The 17834-nt window shown below is 38.7% G+C and carries 12 protein-coding genes and 4 tRNA genes; 8 read left to right on the top strand and 8 right to left on the bottom strand.

All coding sequences use genetic code 11. The annotated features are described in order from the left end of the window. Window positions 1-202: 202 nt before the first annotated feature. Together carB and ACYIAR_RS07500 are read right to left on the bottom strand one after the other, a co-directional pair. Window positions 203-3421: a carbamoyl-phosphate synthase (glutamine-hydrolyzing) large subunit gene (gene carB / locus ACYIAR_RS07505; RefSeq protein WP_480333160.1), complete on the bottom strand. Its 3219-nt coding sequence runs from the start codon at window positions 3419-3421 to the stop codon at window positions 203-205. 294 nt (window positions 3422-3715) lie between these two features. Beyond that, window positions 3716-4054 (bottom strand): DUF6565 domain-containing protein, encoded by a 339-nt coding sequence (locus ACYIAR_RS07500; protein WP_480333158.1) that lies wholly within the window; start codon window positions 4052-4054, stop codon window positions 3716-3718. 319 nt (window positions 4055-4373) lie between these two features. On the opposite strand from ACYIAR_RS07500, the gene trpS reads away from it, so the two are divergent. Next, window positions 4374-5363 (top strand): tryptophan--tRNA ligase, encoded by a 990-nt coding sequence (gene trpS / locus ACYIAR_RS07495; RefSeq protein WP_480333156.1) that lies wholly within the window; start codon window positions 4374-4376, stop codon window positions 5361-5363. A 195-nt stretch (window positions 5364-5558) separates the two neighbouring features. Here trpS and ACYIAR_RS07490 read toward each other — a convergent pair whose 3' ends face one another. From ACYIAR_RS07490 to ACYIAR_RS07465, 6 genes are all read right to left on the bottom strand, one after another. Further along, complete coding sequence (locus tag ACYIAR_RS07490; RefSeq protein WP_480333154.1) at window positions 5559-6410, bottom strand: hypothetical protein; 852 nt, start codon at window positions 6408-6410, stop codon at window positions 5559-5561. 176 nt (window positions 6411-6586) lie between these two features. After that, window positions 6587-7981, bottom strand: coding sequence for a 3-keto-alpha-glucoside-1,2-lyase-like domain-containing protein (locus ACYIAR_RS07485; protein ID WP_480333152.1), 1395 nt, complete (start codon window positions 7979-7981; stop codon window positions 6587-6589). A gap of 86 nt (window positions 7982-8067) precedes the next feature. Beyond that, a complete protein-coding gene (locus ACYIAR_RS07480; protein WP_480333150.1) occupies window positions 8068-9279 on the bottom strand; it encodes a C45 family peptidase in 1212 nt (403 codons plus the stop codon). Window positions 9280-9435: 156 nt separating this feature from the next. Next, window positions 9436-9510 (bottom strand) — tRNA-Val (locus ACYIAR_RS07475). A gap of 27 nt (window positions 9511-9537) precedes the next feature. Further along, window positions 9538-9612 (bottom strand) — tRNA-Val (locus tag ACYIAR_RS07470). A gap of 27 nt (window positions 9613-9639) precedes the next feature. Next, a tRNA-Val gene (locus ACYIAR_RS07465) sits at window positions 9640-9714 on the bottom strand. 519 nt (window positions 9715-10233) lie between these two features. Here ACYIAR_RS07465 and purB point away from each other — a divergent pair. The 7 genes from purB to ACYIAR_RS07430 all read left to right on the top strand — a co-directional run bounded on the left by purB (window position 10234) and on the right by ACYIAR_RS07430 (window position 17771). Beyond that, window positions 10234-11577: an adenylosuccinate lyase gene (gene purB, locus ACYIAR_RS07460; RefSeq protein ID WP_480333148.1), complete on the top strand. Its 1344-nt coding sequence runs from the start codon at window positions 10234-10236 to the stop codon at window positions 11575-11577. A 159-nt stretch (window positions 11578-11736) separates the two neighbouring features. Further along, a complete protein-coding gene (locus ACYIAR_RS07455) occupies window positions 11737-13248 on the top strand; it encodes a pseudouridine synthase (protein WP_480333146.1) in 1512 nt (503 codons plus the stop codon). Between the two features lie 103 nt (window positions 13249-13351). Beyond that, complete coding sequence (asnS, locus tag ACYIAR_RS07450) at window positions 13352-14758, top strand: asparagine--tRNA ligase (RefSeq protein WP_480333144.1); 1407 nt, start codon at window positions 13352-13354, stop codon at window positions 14756-14758. Between the two features lie 251 nt (window positions 14759-15009). Next, window positions 15010-15705, top strand: a complete 696-nt coding sequence (locus tag ACYIAR_RS07445; protein WP_480333142.1) for an energy transducer TonB — start codon at window positions 15010-15012, stop codon at window positions 15703-15705. Window positions 15706-15777: 72 nt separating this feature from the next. Then, window positions 15778-16752, top strand: coding sequence for a polyprenyl synthetase family protein (locus tag ACYIAR_RS07440; RefSeq protein ID WP_480333140.1), 975 nt, complete (start codon window positions 15778-15780; stop codon window positions 16750-16752). 3 nt (window positions 16753-16755) lie between these two features. Next, window positions 16756-17541: a TatD family hydrolase gene (locus ACYIAR_RS07435; protein WP_480333138.1), complete on the top strand. Its 786-nt coding sequence runs from the start codon at window positions 16756-16758 to the stop codon at window positions 17539-17541. A 142-nt stretch (window positions 17542-17683) separates the two neighbouring features. Continuing rightward, window positions 17684-17771: transfer RNA gene (locus ACYIAR_RS07430), tRNA-Ser, on the top strand. Window positions 17772-17834: the final 63 nt, after the last annotated feature.

Here is a 17834-nt window from a genome sequence, read left to right as displayed (position 1 = left end):
AAATTGAAAAACACAGCACATAATATTTTACACCAAAAACGCATTAGAATAAAGATAAAAATAGCGACAGGCTTTTGTTAACCTGTCGCTACAGATTTATATTGCAAAGATAAGCAAAGGCAAGTGCAGAGCAAAATAAAAAACTTGTTTTTGATTTAACTCTTTCTCTCGTTAACTTGTCTCTGAATCCTCGTCAACTTTCTTATTTGTATTCCTGCCAGCTCTTGATCTGGATATCTTCCATCTTCATTTCACAGAATGCATTGATAAAGGCGCTAGCCAATCTTGCATTTGTAATCAATGGAATGTTATGGTCGATAGCAGCACGGCGGATCTTGTAACCGTTAGTCAATTCGCGTTTTGAATGATCTTTCGGAATATTTACAACAAGTTCGAATACGTGGTTGCTGAACATATCCATAATGTTCAAATCACCGTTTTCGTCCGGCCAGCAAACGGCAGTTGCTTTGATTCCGTTATCATTCAAGAATTTTGCAGTTCCTGCTGTTGCATAAATTGTGTAACCTTTACTGTCAAGAACACGGCATGGTTCCAACAAATCAACTTTGCTCTTAGCTGCTCCAGAAGAAACAAGGATATTTTTCTTAGGAATCTTGTTGCCGACAGCAATCATTGATGAAAGCAATGCTTCGTTGAAGTCATCTCCGATACATCCAACTTCACCTGTTGAACTCATGTCAACACCCAAAACAGGGTCTGCATTGTGAAGACGAGCAAATGAGAACTGTGAAGCTTTTACTCCAATCCAGTCAATATCAAATGCACTCTTATCTGGTTTTGTATATTCAGCATCAAGCATAATGCGTGTTGCAGTTTCAATGAAGTTGCGTTTCAATACTTTTGAAACGAATGGGAAACTACGTGAAGCACGCAAGTTACATTCGATTACTTTCACGAAGTTGTTCTTAGCCAAGAACTGGATGTTGAACGGACCGCTGATGTTAAGTTCTTTTGCAATAGTTTTTGCAATCTTCTTGATACGGCGCGCAGTTTCGAAGTAAATCTTCTGAGCTGGGAATACCAAAGTAGCGTCACCTGAGTGAACGCCGGCAAACTCTACATGTTCAGAAATTGCATACTCAACAACTTCACCGTTCTTAGCTACAGCATCAAATTCAATTTCTTTTGTTCCCTGCAAGAATTCAGAAACAACAACCGGGAATTCTTTTGACACTTTAGCTGCCAAGCCAAGGAATTCAATCATTTCTTCTTTAGTGTGGCAAACATTCATTGCTGCACCAGAAAGAACGTAAGATGGGCGGATCAATACAGGGAAACCAACTTTTTCAATGAAAGCATCGATTTCTTCCATACTTGTCAACTCTGCCCAACGTGGCTGGTCAATGCCAAGTGAGTCAAGCATTGCAGAGAACTTGTGACGGTTTTCTGCACGGTCAATTGACAATGGAGATGTACCAAGGATTGGAACTTGCTGACGGTGAAGCTTCATCGCCAAGTTGTTTGGAATCTGACCACCAACAGAAACTACAACACCCTTAGGCATTTCAAGGTCGATAACGTCCAATACACGTTCGAATGACAATTCATCGAAATACAATCTGTCACACATATCATAGTCTGTAGATACGGTTTCAGGGTTGTAGTTAATCATGATAGCCTTATATCCAAGTTTTCTTGCAGTCTGAGCTGTATTTACTGAACACCAGTCAAACTCAACTGAAGAACCGATGCGGTATGCTCCAGAACCAAGGATGATAACGTTCTTTTCTGTATGATAATAAGGAATATCATGTTCGCTACCATCGTATGTCAAATACAAGTAGTTAGTCAATTCCGGATGTTCAGAAGCTACAGTGTTGATACGCTTAACACTTGGTAATACGCCTAATTTCTTACGCAATGAGCGGACACGGATATTTTCCTTTTCCATATTTCCTTCCGGATTTTCTACATAACGGGCAATCTGGAAGTCAGAGAAACCTAAGCGTTTAGCTTCTCTCAATACATCTTCAGGAAGATCCTCAATCTTAGAGTAAAGGCTCAATACTTTTGTATAATCAACGATGTTCTTAAGTTTGTTCAAGAACCACTGGTTGATTTTTGAAAGTTCATGAATTCTGTCAACTGTATAGCCGCTTTCCAAAGCTTTAGCAACAGCGAAGATTCTCAAGTCTGTAGGATTAGCCAATTCATAATCCAAGTCTTCAAACTCAAGGTCGTTGTTTCCAACGAAACCATGCATACCCTGACCGATCATACGAAGACCTTTCTGCATGATTTCTTCGAAGCTCTTACCGATTGACATGATTTCACCGACAGACTTCATGCTTGAGCCGATTTTACGGTCAACACCGGCGAATTTAGTCAAGTCCCAACGAGGAATCTTAACAATCATATAGTCAACTTCCGGAGCCTTGTATGCTGAGTTCGGAGTTCCCATTTCTCCAATTTCGTCTAATCCGTAGCCTAGTGCCAATTTAGCAGCAACGAAAGCCAAAGGATAACCAGATGCTTTTGAAGCCAAAGCAGAAGAGCGGCTCAAACGAGCGTTAACTTCGATAACACGATAGTCGTTTGTATCTGAGTTAAATGCATACTGTATATTACATTCACCAACAATACCCAAGTGGCGGATTGTCTGGATAGACAAATCCTGAAGCATCTTAAGCTCTGCATCTGTTAAAGAACAAGTTGGAGCAACAACGATACTTTCACCAGTGTGAACACCAAGTGGGTCAACATTTTCCATGCTTACAACAGTGAAGCAATGGTCGTTTTTGTCGCGGATAACTTCGAATTCGATTTCTTTCCAACCTTTAAGAGATTCTTCAACAAGAATCTGAGGAGCATATGCAAATGCGCTTTCTGCCAACTCACGCAGTTCAGCTTCATCTTTACATATACCACTACCCATACCGCCAAGAGCATAAGCCGAACGGATCATAACCGGGAAACCGATCTTATGTGCAGCAGCAACAGCGTCATCCATGTTTTCAACAGCCTGGCTTACTGGAGTCTTGATTTCGATTTCGTTAAGTTTCTTAACAAATAAGTCGCGGTCTTCTGTGTACATGATTGCTTCAACAGAAGTTCCTAAAACCTTAACGCCATATTTAGCCAAAGTTCCGCTTGTGTAAAGTTCTGTACCACAGTTAAGCGCAGTCTGGCCACCGAAAGCCAACAGGATACCGTCAGGTTGTTCCTTCTTGATAACTTCTTCTACGAAATACGGTGTGATAGGCAAGAAATAAACCTTGTCTGCCACTCCTTCTGACGTTTGGATTGTAGCGATGTTAGGGTTTAGCAACACTGTGCTGATACCTTCTTCTTTCAGAGCTTTCAAAGCCTGAGAACCAGAATAGTCAAATTCTCCAGCCTGTCCGATTTTCAAAGCACCGGAGCCAAGAACAATCACTTTTTTAATACCGCATCTAGACATAGTAATTTGAATGTTTTGTTTATGTATAATTATATATTACAATATTATCGTTGTATGATGGAAACACAAAAAAAATGCGCTAGTAAAAATAACTAACGCATTTAATATTACCTAATAAATATCGTGAAAATAGAAAATAAATACCCCATCTCCGACTTCTGAGCGGCAGAAACAGATTGTTTGTACGTGTAATGTTTTCTATTCATGTATATTCCTCATAAATTTGTGCAAAGATAATGCTTTTTATGGAAACCTCAAAGTTTAATACTTGAAGTTTTTTATTTGAAAAGAGCTTTATTCTTTCATTGCTTCATCAAGTTTCTTTGCTGCTTCTTCAATGTTTTTGCTCAAATTCTTTATTCCGGCTTTTGCTTTCAATGCAGCATATACTGTCTGGCACTTTGCAACTTCCTTTTTTTCATCAAACGATAGCTCTTCTGCAAATTCCTTGTATGTCTCTTTTGTTAATTTTTCAAGCTTTTTGTCTGCTTTTTCCCAATCTTTTTCTGTATAGTTGGCACAGTCATTTTTTACGTCTTCAATGAATTCGTTCAGATTGCTAATATATGATTCTTTTGTTTGGCAAGATGAAAGGAAAGCTACCACAAGTGAAATTAATAAAATCTTTCTCATAACAAGTTTGAAAATTTAGTTCATAGGCAAATATAATGTTTTGTGCTGTTGTTTTCTTTGGTTTTCTGTTTTTAATACATTTATTCACTATATTTGGATAATATAGGATGCGGTTCGGAATAGCAAAATCAAAAACAAGTTTTTTATTTTGCTCTCCACTCACCTTTCACTATATTTGCACCTATTTGAATATGGTTTTACTTGTTTATCTTTAAAGTGAAAGTAAACCAATATTGTTATAACAACTTTTTGCCAGTTTAATGTTTGATTCTGGAGAATGGTTTTGAGAAACAATGAATTATAAACTATATAAATAACAATGGAAACAGTAGTAAGTGGAATCCGTCCGACCGGTAATCTCCATTTGGGAAATTACTTTGGTGCAGTAAAGAGTTTTTTGCAAATGCAAAATGAATACAATTGCTTTTTCTTTATTGCTGATTGGCATTCTCTGACAACACATCCGCATCCGGATAATATTCGAAATAGTGTTAAAACTATATTGTCTGAATATTTGGCTTGTGGTATCGATCCTGAGAAGGCTACGATATATATTCAGAGTGATGTTCCTGAAGTTGTTGAGCTATATCTTTATCTCAATATGAACGCTTATCTTGGTGAATTGGAGCGTGTAACTTCATTTAAAGAGAAAGTGCGCAAACAGCCGGATAATGTTAATGCCGGTTTGCTTACTTACCCGACATTGATGGCTTCGGATATTATTATTCATAAAGCTGTTAAAGTTCCGGTAGGAAAGGACCAGGAGCAGAATATGGAAATGGCACGTAAGTTTGCCCGCCGTTTCAACCAGATTTATGGCGTTGAATATTTCGTTGAACCTGCATCATTCCACTTGGGTGACAAATCTGTTAAAGTTCCGGGATTGGATGGTTCAGGAAAGATGGGTAAGAGCGAAGGAAATGCAATCTATCTTATCGACGACGAAAAGACTATAAAGAAAAAGGTTATGAAAGCTGTCACTGACTCAGGTCCAACTGAACCTAACAGTGTAAAGCCGGAACCAATCGCCAACTTGTTTACAATGATGGAAATCGTATCTTCAAAGGATACATATGATTTCTTCAACGAAAAGTACAACAATTGTGAAATTCGCTACGGCGATATGAAGAAACAGTTGGCCGAAGATATCAACAATTTCTGCGCTCCTATTCGTGAAAAAATACTTGATATCAGAAACAACGAAGAGCTTCTTGCTAAAGTAGCACGCATGGGGGCTGAAAAAGCTCGTGAAAGTGCAGCTAAAACTTTGAACGAAGTTCGTCAGATTATCGGTTTCCGTCCGTATTGATTTGAGTTTGTAAGTTTTTAAGTTTGTGAGTTTGTGAGTTTGTTCGAGTTTCGCAAGCTTAATTTTAGATAACAAGTTGACAAGTTGACGAGTTGACAAGAAGATAAGTTAACAAGGTTTTTAGATGATAAATTGTAAAGTTGCAGGTGTTTTGACCTTGTTAACTTGTCTCTGAAGCCTTGTTAACTTTTTCTATTATCTTCCTCCACCTATTCCAAATTTGATATTATCGTTTCCTGCTCCGAAATTAGGATAGAAAATATATTGTCTTTCAAACTGGTTGTTGAAAGTATTTCTTTGGAAGTTCACGCCAATACCGAAACCTACATTGTCGCCAACTTTGAATTCTACAGCTCCTCCTATATTAGTCTGATTCAGCAATGGATTCATCTGCAGAAATGGGTCTTTACCATTATTGTTGGAGTGAGAATATTGTCCCCATGTCCGTAGTGCGAGCCAGTCGTTCACTTCGTATCTTGTATTTATATTGATTCCTCCTATAAATCCGGGAGAACTTACATAAGGACTGTAATATCGTCCTGCAAAAATACCTCCACTGATGGTCAGTCTTTCATTTGTCCATGCAATAGCTGTTTCAGCTGTTGTTAATCCGCCTATTGCAGGCCAGGAGAGTTGCCGTCCGTTAACCATAAATGCACCGTTTACTCCAACTGGATAGATAGCATATTCATCGAAATCCAACGCCATAGGCGAAACTCTTCTCAACATAGGAGTATATACGTTGAAGAAAGGTTCGTACGCTTCCGAAAGAACATTCATATCCATTGGCCTTTCTGCAAACAGAGGCAAATATGGAGATGTGAAGTTTTTCTGTTCCAGATTTATCTTTTCCATCATAACATTTGATGGTGTATAAGTTTTATATGAAGCTTCGGGGATGTAAATTTCTTCCGGTTCGCTAAACTTCGGAACAGCAGTCAGTTTTCCCTCCTTGTTTACTATAAATTGGAGAGAACGCTTTTGGCTTTGCTGAGCTCCAGCAAAAGCGCACACCATAAAAGTGGATATTAGGAGGATTGTTTTCATGAATATATTTGTTTATTACTTTAGTTCTGTAAGTTACTCGACAGATATGGTTAAAATGATATCAGGAAACGAGTTGACAAGAAGACAAGTTAACAAGATTTTTGGATAATAATTCGTGAAATTACAGGTGTTCTGACCTTGTCAACTTGTTCCCTCGTCAACTTGTTCCCTCATACTTATCTCTTAACCTTTGGCTTATACATATTTTCCGCAGTCAGTCCGCATTCTTCTTTCATCTTCAGGCTGTAACCTAAATCACTGACATCTGGAGTTACATTGTTTGAGCCGAAAGTGAATTTTACGCCGGCTTCCTTAGCCTTCATGATAATCTTCTTGCTCGGAATTTTATAAAGTTCGTTTATTTCCAGAGCTTTTCCGTTTTTAACCAAAGCTGCAACAAATTTGTCGATACGGGCGTCTGTCCAGAACTGGTCGTAACGGTCGTTCATCTGTTCCGGCAGGAAAGTTGGATTTACGAATATATCAATAGGTTCTTCCATGACTGCGCAACTTTTTTCCACAATCAAATCCATATATTTTTCTTCGTTTTCAATCCATACTTCGTCGTTAATCCAAAGGCGAGTACGACGGTTTTTATTGTCGAAGAATGTAAGAGCATCGCTGAATATATAGTCGAATTCGCCGCGAGCTTTTTCTGAGAAAAGTGTAAGCCACTCACGTCCTTCAGCCTGCATAGCAAGGATGAAAGGCTGTGTGCGCATAGTGTCGATGAAATTATAGATGTCCTGGTCTGTAGTTACCGGGAATTTAAGTCCGCAGTTAGGAGCGATGGCATAATTTATACCAGTCTGTCGTGACTGCTGAGCAGCTCTTTCTTTTGTAAGACCTCCTTTCAGATGAACATGATAGTCCAATACAGGGAAATCTTCCTGATGCAACTTGATAATCGGGTCTTTCTGCTCGTCAAGAGCAACAACCGGGAAATCTGCATCAGCCTGGTTTTCCGGCAAAGAAGTTACCTTCATTGATTTGAATTGTATTTTTCCCTCTCCATTACTTACAACGGCAAGAGTTCCGTTTGAAACGCGTGCATTATCATTTGGTGAGATACGATATGGCTGTGCCGGTTCAACATATTCCACAACCGGATTGTCATTGATATAAACGGCTATATTCTGTCCGTTAACGTGAAGACGCATTTTGAACCATTCATTATCGCGTGCAAAACTCTTTGTTAGGTTGCGTACAGACAAAAGACTGCCTGTCATTCGCCACCACTGCTGGTCGTTGCGGTCGTTGTTTATAGCAATTTTATATCCTTTTGATAGTGTGTTGTCCGTATGGAACTGAATATAGCCTTTGCCGTTGTCCACAGTCTGTAGTTCCATTTCCAACTCGAAATTCTTGTAATTACCCGAAGCAAGAATCATTTGCGTGTTTGGGGAAACTGATACAACACCATCTTTAACTTCAACATTTCCTTCCCAGTTCCAGTTCTTGTCAGTGGAACTTCCAAGCAATTCTCCTTCCGGCGATGACGAGCAAGCAGCCAAAAGAGCAAATGCCACAAGGCATAATGCTTGTTTGATAACACAATAGGTCTTTTTCATATTATTCAAGATATTAAGTTGTAAAAATTAATGTCACTTCAAAATACTCTTGTCAACTCGTTAACAGAAAGTTGAGTTCAACGAGACTATAACAATTTACTGTAACAATCGTTGATGACAGTTTCAGCTTTTTGATAAATCGAATATATTTTATCCAAATCCAGAGATTTGCTTCCCCATTCATTCTGGCATGACTGGAACATATCATAGACTTTTCCCCTGAAAGGCTCGATTATCTGCAGAGAACCGCTGCCATTGTCGTTCCAGAACGATTCCCAATGTATATATTTCTGTCCATTGCCTTTGTGTATAGGATAAGCCTTGTTTTTTACTTCTGTGGAATAGTAGCACAGAGGAGCAGTTTTATATTTCTCGTCATACGAAACCATTTTAGGAAGATTTTCTCCCATTTTTACAAACAAAGGAACGGCAATTGCAGCAGGAGGATAACCAAGCTCAGTCCACATTGTTGTAAGTTCCGGATTCATACCTTCTTTAACGCCTTGTATTACGATTGAAGCCGTACTTTCGTGCCTTGGAATAAAATCCTGCTCAACAGCCCAGCCCGAAGTAAGTTTGTTAGGGCTCTGTTCCGGATTCTTCAAATCTATTTTCATCATGCTATGATAGAAAGACGCAGAAGCGTCAGAGAATATATTCTTCGGAGTAAATCCCTTTTCTTTCATATCATTGAAAATCTTCTTTGCGCTTTCGTGTCTTACAAAGCCATAACCTTCGTCCTTGCGGCCTTCGAACGAGAAGTTAGTATAAATCATATAACCTTCCGGAGCCAGACTGCTGTCGTTTACGTCTTTCTTGTAATAGCGTGTGTTGTTCGTTTCATAATAAGCTGCACCACCGTGAGCATCAATCACGCCGAAGTTTGCTTCCACACGCATAGGGCGGGAGAGTGTGTCCAGGAAATTCTCAAAATCTCCGGCTGTTTTGCAAATCTCAAGTGCGCGTTTCATAACTTTTCCTTCGTGGTCCATAACTTCCACATCATCGTCCTTGAGATTGTATGAAGCTGTGTTCATTATTGAGAAACCACATTCGTTTGTGCCCATCCATATATCTCCGTCGTTATTGCTGTTGGTCAGCCCGATGAAATTATATTTCTCTCCTTTTTCAAATACAATATGATTGTAATCCACACTGGTGTCGCGGTGCTTCCACATCAGCGGTCTTCCGTCCGGAGTTGCTTTGCCTGTTATAATTATTGAGGTGCATGCTTCCGAATTGATGCAGGAGCACGCAATGCCAATGGCGAAACTTATGCTTGTAATGACACGTTTCATGGTATTTGCTTATTTAAATATGGATAAGTCTTGCTTGTTGTTTTTATGAGCGGAAAGTTAATACTTTTTTATGGAAAAGAGATAATGAAATATCTATTTTGGATAAATAGAAAATAAAAAAAAGCAATCATCAATTTGATGATTGCTTTTTGAAAGTGGGCGTTGACGGATTCGAACCGCCGACCCTCTGCTTGTAAGGCAGATGCTCTGAACCAGCTGAGCTAAACGCCCGATTAATTAGGATTTCTTTTTTGAAAGTGGGCGTTGACGGATTCGAACCGCCGACCCTCTGCTTGTAAGGCAGATGCTCTGAACCAGCTGAGCTAAACGCCCGATTAATCGGATTTCTTTTTTGAAAAGTGGGCGTTGACGGATTCGAACCGCCGACCCTCTGCTTGTAAGGCAGATGCTCTGAACCAGCTGAGCTAAACGCCCTTTTCAAACTTCATTAAGTTTTGTTTGCCTTATCTCTTTAAGACGGTGCAAAGGTACGGCTTTTTTTTATATCTCCAAATTTTTAGCGAACTTTTTTTGATAAAAAATTGAATTTTGGATTCTGTGCAAAAGTATAAAATCTTATATTGTTGTAGTATAGATATTTACATTTTCATCGTATTTCTATGCCTTGAAAAACTTTTTTCATAATATATGAAACAAAATTTTCATAATATATGGAATTTTTGTTTCACAATATATGGAAAAAATATTCCATCAGCATCGAATTTTTGACAGTAGGACTAGGTGAGTATATTTTCTTTAAAAAAACAAGAAAAAAACACAAATACTGACGGCTTTAGATAAATAAATACAATAAAAGCATTAACTTTGTCGTCGATTATATATTAATGTAAGTTTGTTAGTTTATTAGTTTATAAGTTTTTGAGTTTTTAGCTGATTTAAAACATGAACTTATAAACTTGCAAACTCAGAAACTGAAGAACTAAATACTTATATATGTTACTATCAACACTTACAGCCATTTCGCCGGTTGATGGGCGATATAGAAACAAGGCCGAAAATCTGGCCGAATATTTTTCAGAATTAGCTCTGATAAAGTATAGAGTACGAGTAGAAATAGAGTATTTGATTACCTTGTCTGAATATCTTCCACAGTTGGCAGATATGAATACGGAAGAAGTCAAAGCCGGACTTCGTGCCGTTTATCAGAATTTTTCGGAAGAGGACGCTTTGCGCGTTAAAGACATCGAAAAAGTAACTAACCACGATGTCAAAGCAGTAGAATATTTTATCAAAGAGAAAACAGACCATTTCTTGGCTGAAAAATTCCATGAATTTATCCACTTCGGACTAACTTCTCAGGATATCAACAATACTTCAGTTCCTTTGTCAATTAAAGAAGCTTTGGAAAATGTTTATTATCCGGGATTGCAGGAAGTGATTGATACATTGGAAGGCTATGCAAACGACTGGATGAATATCCCAATGTTGGCAAAAACTCACGGACAGCCAGCTTCTCCTACACGTTTGGGCAAGGAAGTTATGGTATTCGTTTACCGATTGAAACAGCAGTTGGCTTTGCTTAAGGCAACCCCAATCTCTGCTAAGTTCGGTGGAGCAACTGGTAATTTCAATGCGCACCATGTGGCATATCCAGAGAACGATTGGAAAGCATTCGGAAATCATTTCGTGAATGATGTGCTTGGCTTGCAGCGTGAGCAGTGGACAACTCAGATTTCCAACTATGATAATTTGGCTGCTATCTTCGACGGTTTGAAACGCATCAATACAATCCTGATTGACTTGAACCGCGATTTCTGGCAGTATATCTCAATGGAATATTTCAAGCAGAAAATTAAAGCTGGTGAAGTTGGTTCGTCAGCTATGCCTCATAAAGTAAATCCTATCGACTTCGAAAATGCTGAAGGTAATTTGGGTATGGCAAATGCTATTTTGGAGCATTTGGCTACAAAATTGCCGGTATCTCGTTTGCAGCGTGACTTGACAGACTCTACAGTTTTGCGTAATGTAGGCGTTCCGATGGCTCACATCGAAATTGCTTTCAAGAGCATGCTGAAAGGTTTAGGCAAGTTGTTGCTTAACGAAAAAGCTTTATATGCAGACCTCGACAAATGTTGGGCTGTTGTGGCTGAAGGTATCCAGACGATTTTGCGTCGCGAAGGCTATCCGAAACCATACGAAGCATTGAAGGCTTTGACACGCACAAACGAAGGTATTACACAGCAGTCTATCAGTGATTTTATTGATACATTGCAGGTGAGTGATGCTGTGAAAGCAGAATTGAAGGCGATAACACCACATAATTATACGGGAATGTAAAGTGAATTTTTGAATCGGAAATCGGGAATTGAATAATTTGAGAAAACCGTAATAATACAAAATTAACTAGGACTTTTTCAATTCTCGGTTTTCGTTCTTTGAATTTACAGCAGGTAGCCGTGAGGTTATTATTATTAATTTTTTATTCAATCTAAAACAATGAGTACAGAAGAAAGAGACGAAGCACAACAGCGTCCAAGAAAAGCGATGCCGGGTATCAGAAGAGAAAATTCAGAGCAGGAAGGTGAAAGAAGATCTTATAATCAGGGATATAACCGACCTGAAGGAAATTATGAAAGAAGAAGTTTTAACCGTCCGGCTCAGGGTGGTTACAACCGTCAGTATGGCGAATATGGCGACCGCCAGAACAATCGCCAGGGTGGTTATGGTTATAACAACGGTGGCTACAATAATAACAACCGCCAGCGTAATAACTATGGCAACAATATGAATGGTGGCTACAACAATAACCGCCAGTCTTACGGAAACCGTTCATTCAACAACAACGGTGGATACAATAATGGTGGCTACAACAACAATCGCCAGTCTTTCAATAATAACAATTATGATGAAAGACCGGGAAGAGCTTATTCTGCAACTCCTGAAGGAGATGTTGTAAGCGCTGATAATACTAATGTAAAGAAAAGAAGACCTCGTGTAGGAGATTCTCGCGTATCATATAATAATAATGATATGCGCGGAAACAATATGCGTCAGTCACGTCCATACGGAAATAATAATGGTTATGGAAATAACGGTTATGGCAACAACCGTGGCGGTTATGGAAATAACGGTGGTGGTTATGGCCGTAACAATGGCGGAAACATGAGGGGCGGAAACAATAATAACCGTCGTCCGAACAATAACGGACGTCGCACTGCTGACTATAATCCAAATGCTAAGTATAATTTCCAGAAACAGCTTAAGTATAAGGAAGTGTTGGCTGATCCTAATGAACCAATCCGTTTGAACAAGTTCTTGTCAAATGCTGGTGTTTGCTCTCGTCGTGAGGCTGATGAGTTCATCCAGAAAGGAGCTGTCAAAGTTAATGGAGAAGTGGTAACTGAATTGGGTACAAAGATTACACGTTCTGATGTTGTATTGTTTAATGATAAGGAAGTACATATCGAAAGCAAGGTGTATATCGTTTTGAACAAACCGAAGAACTGTGTTACAACTTCTGACGATCCACAGGAAAGACTTACAGTTATGGATTTGGTTAAGAATGCTTGTACGGAACGTATCTATCCGGTTGGCCGACTTGACCGTAACACAACTGGTGTTCTTTTGCTTACTAATGATGGTGATTTGGCTTCAAAGTTGACTCATCCTTCATTCAAGAAGAAAAAGATTTATCACGTTTGGTTGGATAAGAATGTGTCTGTTGAAGATATGGAGAAAATCGCTAACGGTCTTGAATTGGAAGACGGCGAAATCCATGCAGACGCAATCAGCTATGCAAGCGAAACAGACAAGACTCAGGTTGGTATAGAAATACATTCAGGACGTAACCGTATCGTACGTCGTATTTTTGAATCTTTGGGCTATCATGTTGTTAAGCTTGACCGTGTTTACTTTGCAGGTTTGACTAAGAAGAATCTTGCTCGCGGAAAATGGCGCTATTTGAATGAAAAAGAAGTGAACGCCTTGAGAATGGGTGCATTTGAATAAAAAAACTTATTAAATTGAAATGTGAAAGTTGAAAATTGAAGCTGAGATTTCTCTCGTTTGATTTTCAACTTTCGGTTTTCAGTTTACAATTTTCAGAAATAATATGGAATTAGTAAAAAGAACAAAAATTGTAGATTTGCTAAAAAGCGAAGCTTATGGCTCTACAGTTAATGTCAAAGGCTGGGTGCGTACTCGTCGTGGCAGCAAACAGGTTAGTTTTATTGCATTGAACGATGGTTCTACAATTAATAATATTCAGATTGTTGTTGATGTAGAAAAGTTGGGTGAAGATTTCCTTAAACCTATAACAACCGGAGCTAGTATCAGTGTAAACGGTGTTTTGGTTCAGTCGCTGGGAAAAGGACAGAACGTAGAAATTCAGGCAACTGAAATTGAAATCTACGGTACAGCTGATCCTAACACATATCCTCTTCAGAAGAAAGGACACTCTATGGAGTTCTTGCGCGAGATTGCTCACTTGCGTCCTCGTACAAATACATTCGGTGCAATTTTCCGCATTCGTCACAATATGGCTTATGCTATTCACAAGTTCTTCCACGATAGAGGTTTCTTTTATTTCCATACTCCGATTATCACTGCTTCAGACTGTGAAGGAGCCGGACAGATGTTCCAGGTGACAACAATGAACCTTTATGATATGAAAAAGGACGAAAACGGTTCTATCATATATGACGGTGATTTCTTTGGCAAACAGGCTAGTCTTACTGTTTCAGGTCAGTTGGAAGGTGAGTTGGCTGCTACTTCATTAGGTCAGATTTATACATTTGGTCCTACTTTCCGTGCTGAAAACTCAAATACTCCACGCCATTTGGCTGAGTTCTGGATGATTGAGCCGGAAGTTGCTTTCAATGATATCAATGACAATATGGAGCTTGCTGAAGAATTTATCAAATATTGTGTTCAGTGGGCTTTGGATAACTGTATGGATGATATCAAATTCTTGAATGATATGTTCGATAAAGGTTTGATCGAACGTCTTCAGAGTGTATTGAAGGATTCATTCGTAAGATTGACTTATACTGAAGGTATCAAGATTTTGGAAGAAGCTGTAGCAAATGGCAAGCAGTTCGAATTCCCAGTTTACTGGGGTGTTGACCTGGCTTCTGAACACGAACGTTATTTGGTTGAAGACCACTTCAAGAAACCGGTAATCCTTACTGACTATCCGAAAGAAATCAAGGCATTCTATATGAAACAGAATGAGGATGGAAAGACAGTACGTGCTATGGACGTTTTGTTCCCGAAAATCGGAGAAATCATCGGTGGTTCTGAACGTGAAGAAAATTATGACAAATTGCTTGCTCGTATCGAAGAATTAGGAATACCTATGAAAGATATGTGGTGGTATTTGGATACTCGCCGTTTCGGTACTGTGCCTCACTCTGGTTTTGGTCTTGGTTTCGAACGTCTTCTTTTGTTCGTGACTGGTATGGCTAATATCCGTGATGTGATTCCGTTCCCTCGTACTCCGAAAAACGCAGAGTTCTAATTCGTATTACGGAACATTATTATAATAACACAGAGACATAGAAAATACAGGGCTTATTTAGCATTGGCTATTAACCTTTGTATTTTCTGTGTCTTTGTTTTTTATATATAATCAATGAAAATTCTTATATAGTATATTTTTATCAGCTAAAACAACAAAAAAAGAATACGAAATTGTTGCATGTTCAAAATTATTCGTATTTTTGTCAGGAATAAATGCTAATTCTTTTATTTAATAAATAAAACATATTTATGGAAGTTAAAAAATCACCGAAAGCGGACCTGGAGAAGACCAAAGGGATGGGTGTCCTAATGGGTATGGTTGTCGGTTTGGCTGTTCTTTTCGTTGGTTTCGAATGGGGAACACGCGACATTCAGGTTGTGACTGCTGACGAAGGCGTAGCAGACATTATCGCTGAAGAGGAAATTGAAATTACGAGACCGGAAAACACTCCTCCACCACCACCTCCACCACCAGCACCAGTTGTAACTGAAGTGTTGAATGTTGTAGATGACGATGTTGAGTTGGAACAGCAGGAAATCGTAACTTCAGAAGATAGCCAGACAGAAGCTCAGACTCAGACTTTTGTGGCTCCAGTAGTTGAAGAAGAAGAGGAAGAATCTGCACAGCAGATCTTTACAGTCGTAGAAGAAATGCCTGACTTCCCTGATGGAGGTTTGCAGGGTTTGTTGAAATTCTTGGCTAAGAATATCAAATATCCTGTAATTGCTCAGGAAAACGGTATTCAAGGACGTGTAGTTTGTGCATTCGTTGTTAACAAAGACGGTTCAATCGTTGACATTGAAGTGTTGCGTGGTGTTGACCCATCATTGGACAAAGAAGCCGTACGCGTGTTGGGTACAATGCCTAAATGGAAACCAGGTAAACAGCGTGGTAAACCAGTACGTGTAAAATATACAGTACCGGTAATGTTCCGTCTGCAATAATATTACAGAAAGTATAAATATAAAAAGGCTGCTGCATAAAGGCAGCCTTTTTTGTTATAATATGTTTTAGTTATGTATACATTTAATGAAATTCTGGAAAAGATAGAACACGAAGTTAAGAATCTTGAATTCGTGTATCCTCCAAAAAGTCTTTATGAACCTGTAGAATATATATTGTCGTTAGGAGGAAAGCGTATCAGACCTGCGTTGGTCCTTATGGCATATAATATATATAAAGATGACGTAGAGCAGGCAATCCGTCCGGCAATTGGATTGGAAGTGTTTCATAATTTTACATTGTTGCATGATGATTTGATGGATCAGGCGGACAAACGTCGTAACAAACCAACAGTTCATAAAGTTTGGAATGCTAATACAGCTATTTTGTCTGGCGACGCAATGCTTATAGCCGCTTATAAACTGATGGCTGAAACACCTGGAACTTATTTGAAAGAAGTTTTGGATTTGTTCACTCAAACTGCTGCTGAAATATGTGGAGGGCAACAATATGACATGGAGTTTGAAACTCGGGATGACGTCAAGGAAGAAGAGTATATCGAAATGATCCGTTTGAAGACTGCAGTTTTGCTTGCTTGCAGTTTGAAAGTTGGTGCAATACTTGCCGGCGCTCCAAAAGAAGATGCTGAAAATTTGTATCAGTTCGGTATAAATATAGGATTGTCTTTCCAGTTGCAGGATGACTTGTTGGATGTATATGGAGATACTGAAACGTTCGGTAAAAACATAGGCGGTGATATCTTGTGTGATAAAAAGACTTTCTTGCTAATTAATGCTTTCCGTTTGGCCGATGAGAAACAGTTGGCAGAGTTAAACAAATGGATTGGGGCTAAATCCTGCAAACCGGAAGAGAAGATTGCTGCTGTTACTGCTATATACAATGAAATAGGCTTGAAGAAACTTTCTGAAGATAAAATGCAAGAGTATTATAATTTGGCAATGAATAATCTTTCAGCTCTTAAAGTTGAATCAAGTAAATTGGATGTGCTGAAAGATGTGGTTTCACGTCTGATGTTTCGAAAGTCTTGATGTATGAAGATAATAGATACTCATAATCATATATATCTTGAGGATTTTGATCCGGAACAGGATAGCCTTTTGAAACAGGCGGAAGAGTCTGGTATATGCGCATTATTGTTGCCAAATGTGGATACAACAACTATTGAGCGAATGCATAATATTTGTGACCGTTATCCGGAATATTTGTTTCCAATGATGGGATTTCATCCGACAAGTGTAGATTCCGATTATGCAAAAGCATTATCTGAAACTGAAAAATGGCTTGGAAAGAGAAAGTATTGTGCAATTGGAGAAATTGGTATAGATTTGTATTGGGATAAGACATATCTAAAAGAACAGAAGATTGTTTTTGAGGAGCAGCTTCGTTGGAGTAAAGACTTGGATTTGCCTGTAGCGATTCATACCAGAGATGCTTTCCCGGAGGTTTTTGACAGTATTTATAAAGTCGGTGCGGAAAATCTTTATGGAGTTTTCCATAGTTTTACAGGTAATTCTGAGGAATTGGAGGAAGTGAAAAAACTGGAAAATTTTAAAATAGGAATAAACGGTGTTGTTACTTTCAAAAACTCTAAATTGTCAGAAACTTTAAAGTCTGTTTCGTTAGATAGGATATTATTGGAAACCGATGCACCATATTTGGCCCCCGTACCTTATAGAGGGAAGCGTAATGAGCCCGTCTATATATGGAAAACGGCTGATAAGATAGCACAAATTTTTGATATACCCCTTGAAAAAGTATCTGAAATAACGAAAGTGAACACAGAACACTTGTTTAAGAGTGTTAAATTTCCGATATAATTCGATAAAATTAAAATAGTGCGAAATTTCTTGCTAAGATATGATGGATATATCAATCAAAAAATATAGATTTGTGCACTGAAATGATTGCAATTGGGAAATTTTTCGTATTTTGCAGCCGTTTTAAAGAGGATTGGCATCTGGAGAGATGCTCGAGTGGTTGAAGAGGCACGCCTGGAAAGCGTGTATACGCCTAAAGCGTATCGCGGGTTCGAATCCCGCTCTCTCCGCGTTTTAGGATGATATAACCGTGAATAATTAGAAAATTAATAACAAAAAATAAAAACAAAAAA

The sequence above is a fragment of the Parabacteroides sp. KHUB-01 genome (assembly GCF_056640935.1).
The sequence above is the reverse complement of the archived record's forward strand: the minus strand, read 5'-3'. Positions and strand labels throughout refer to the sequence as shown.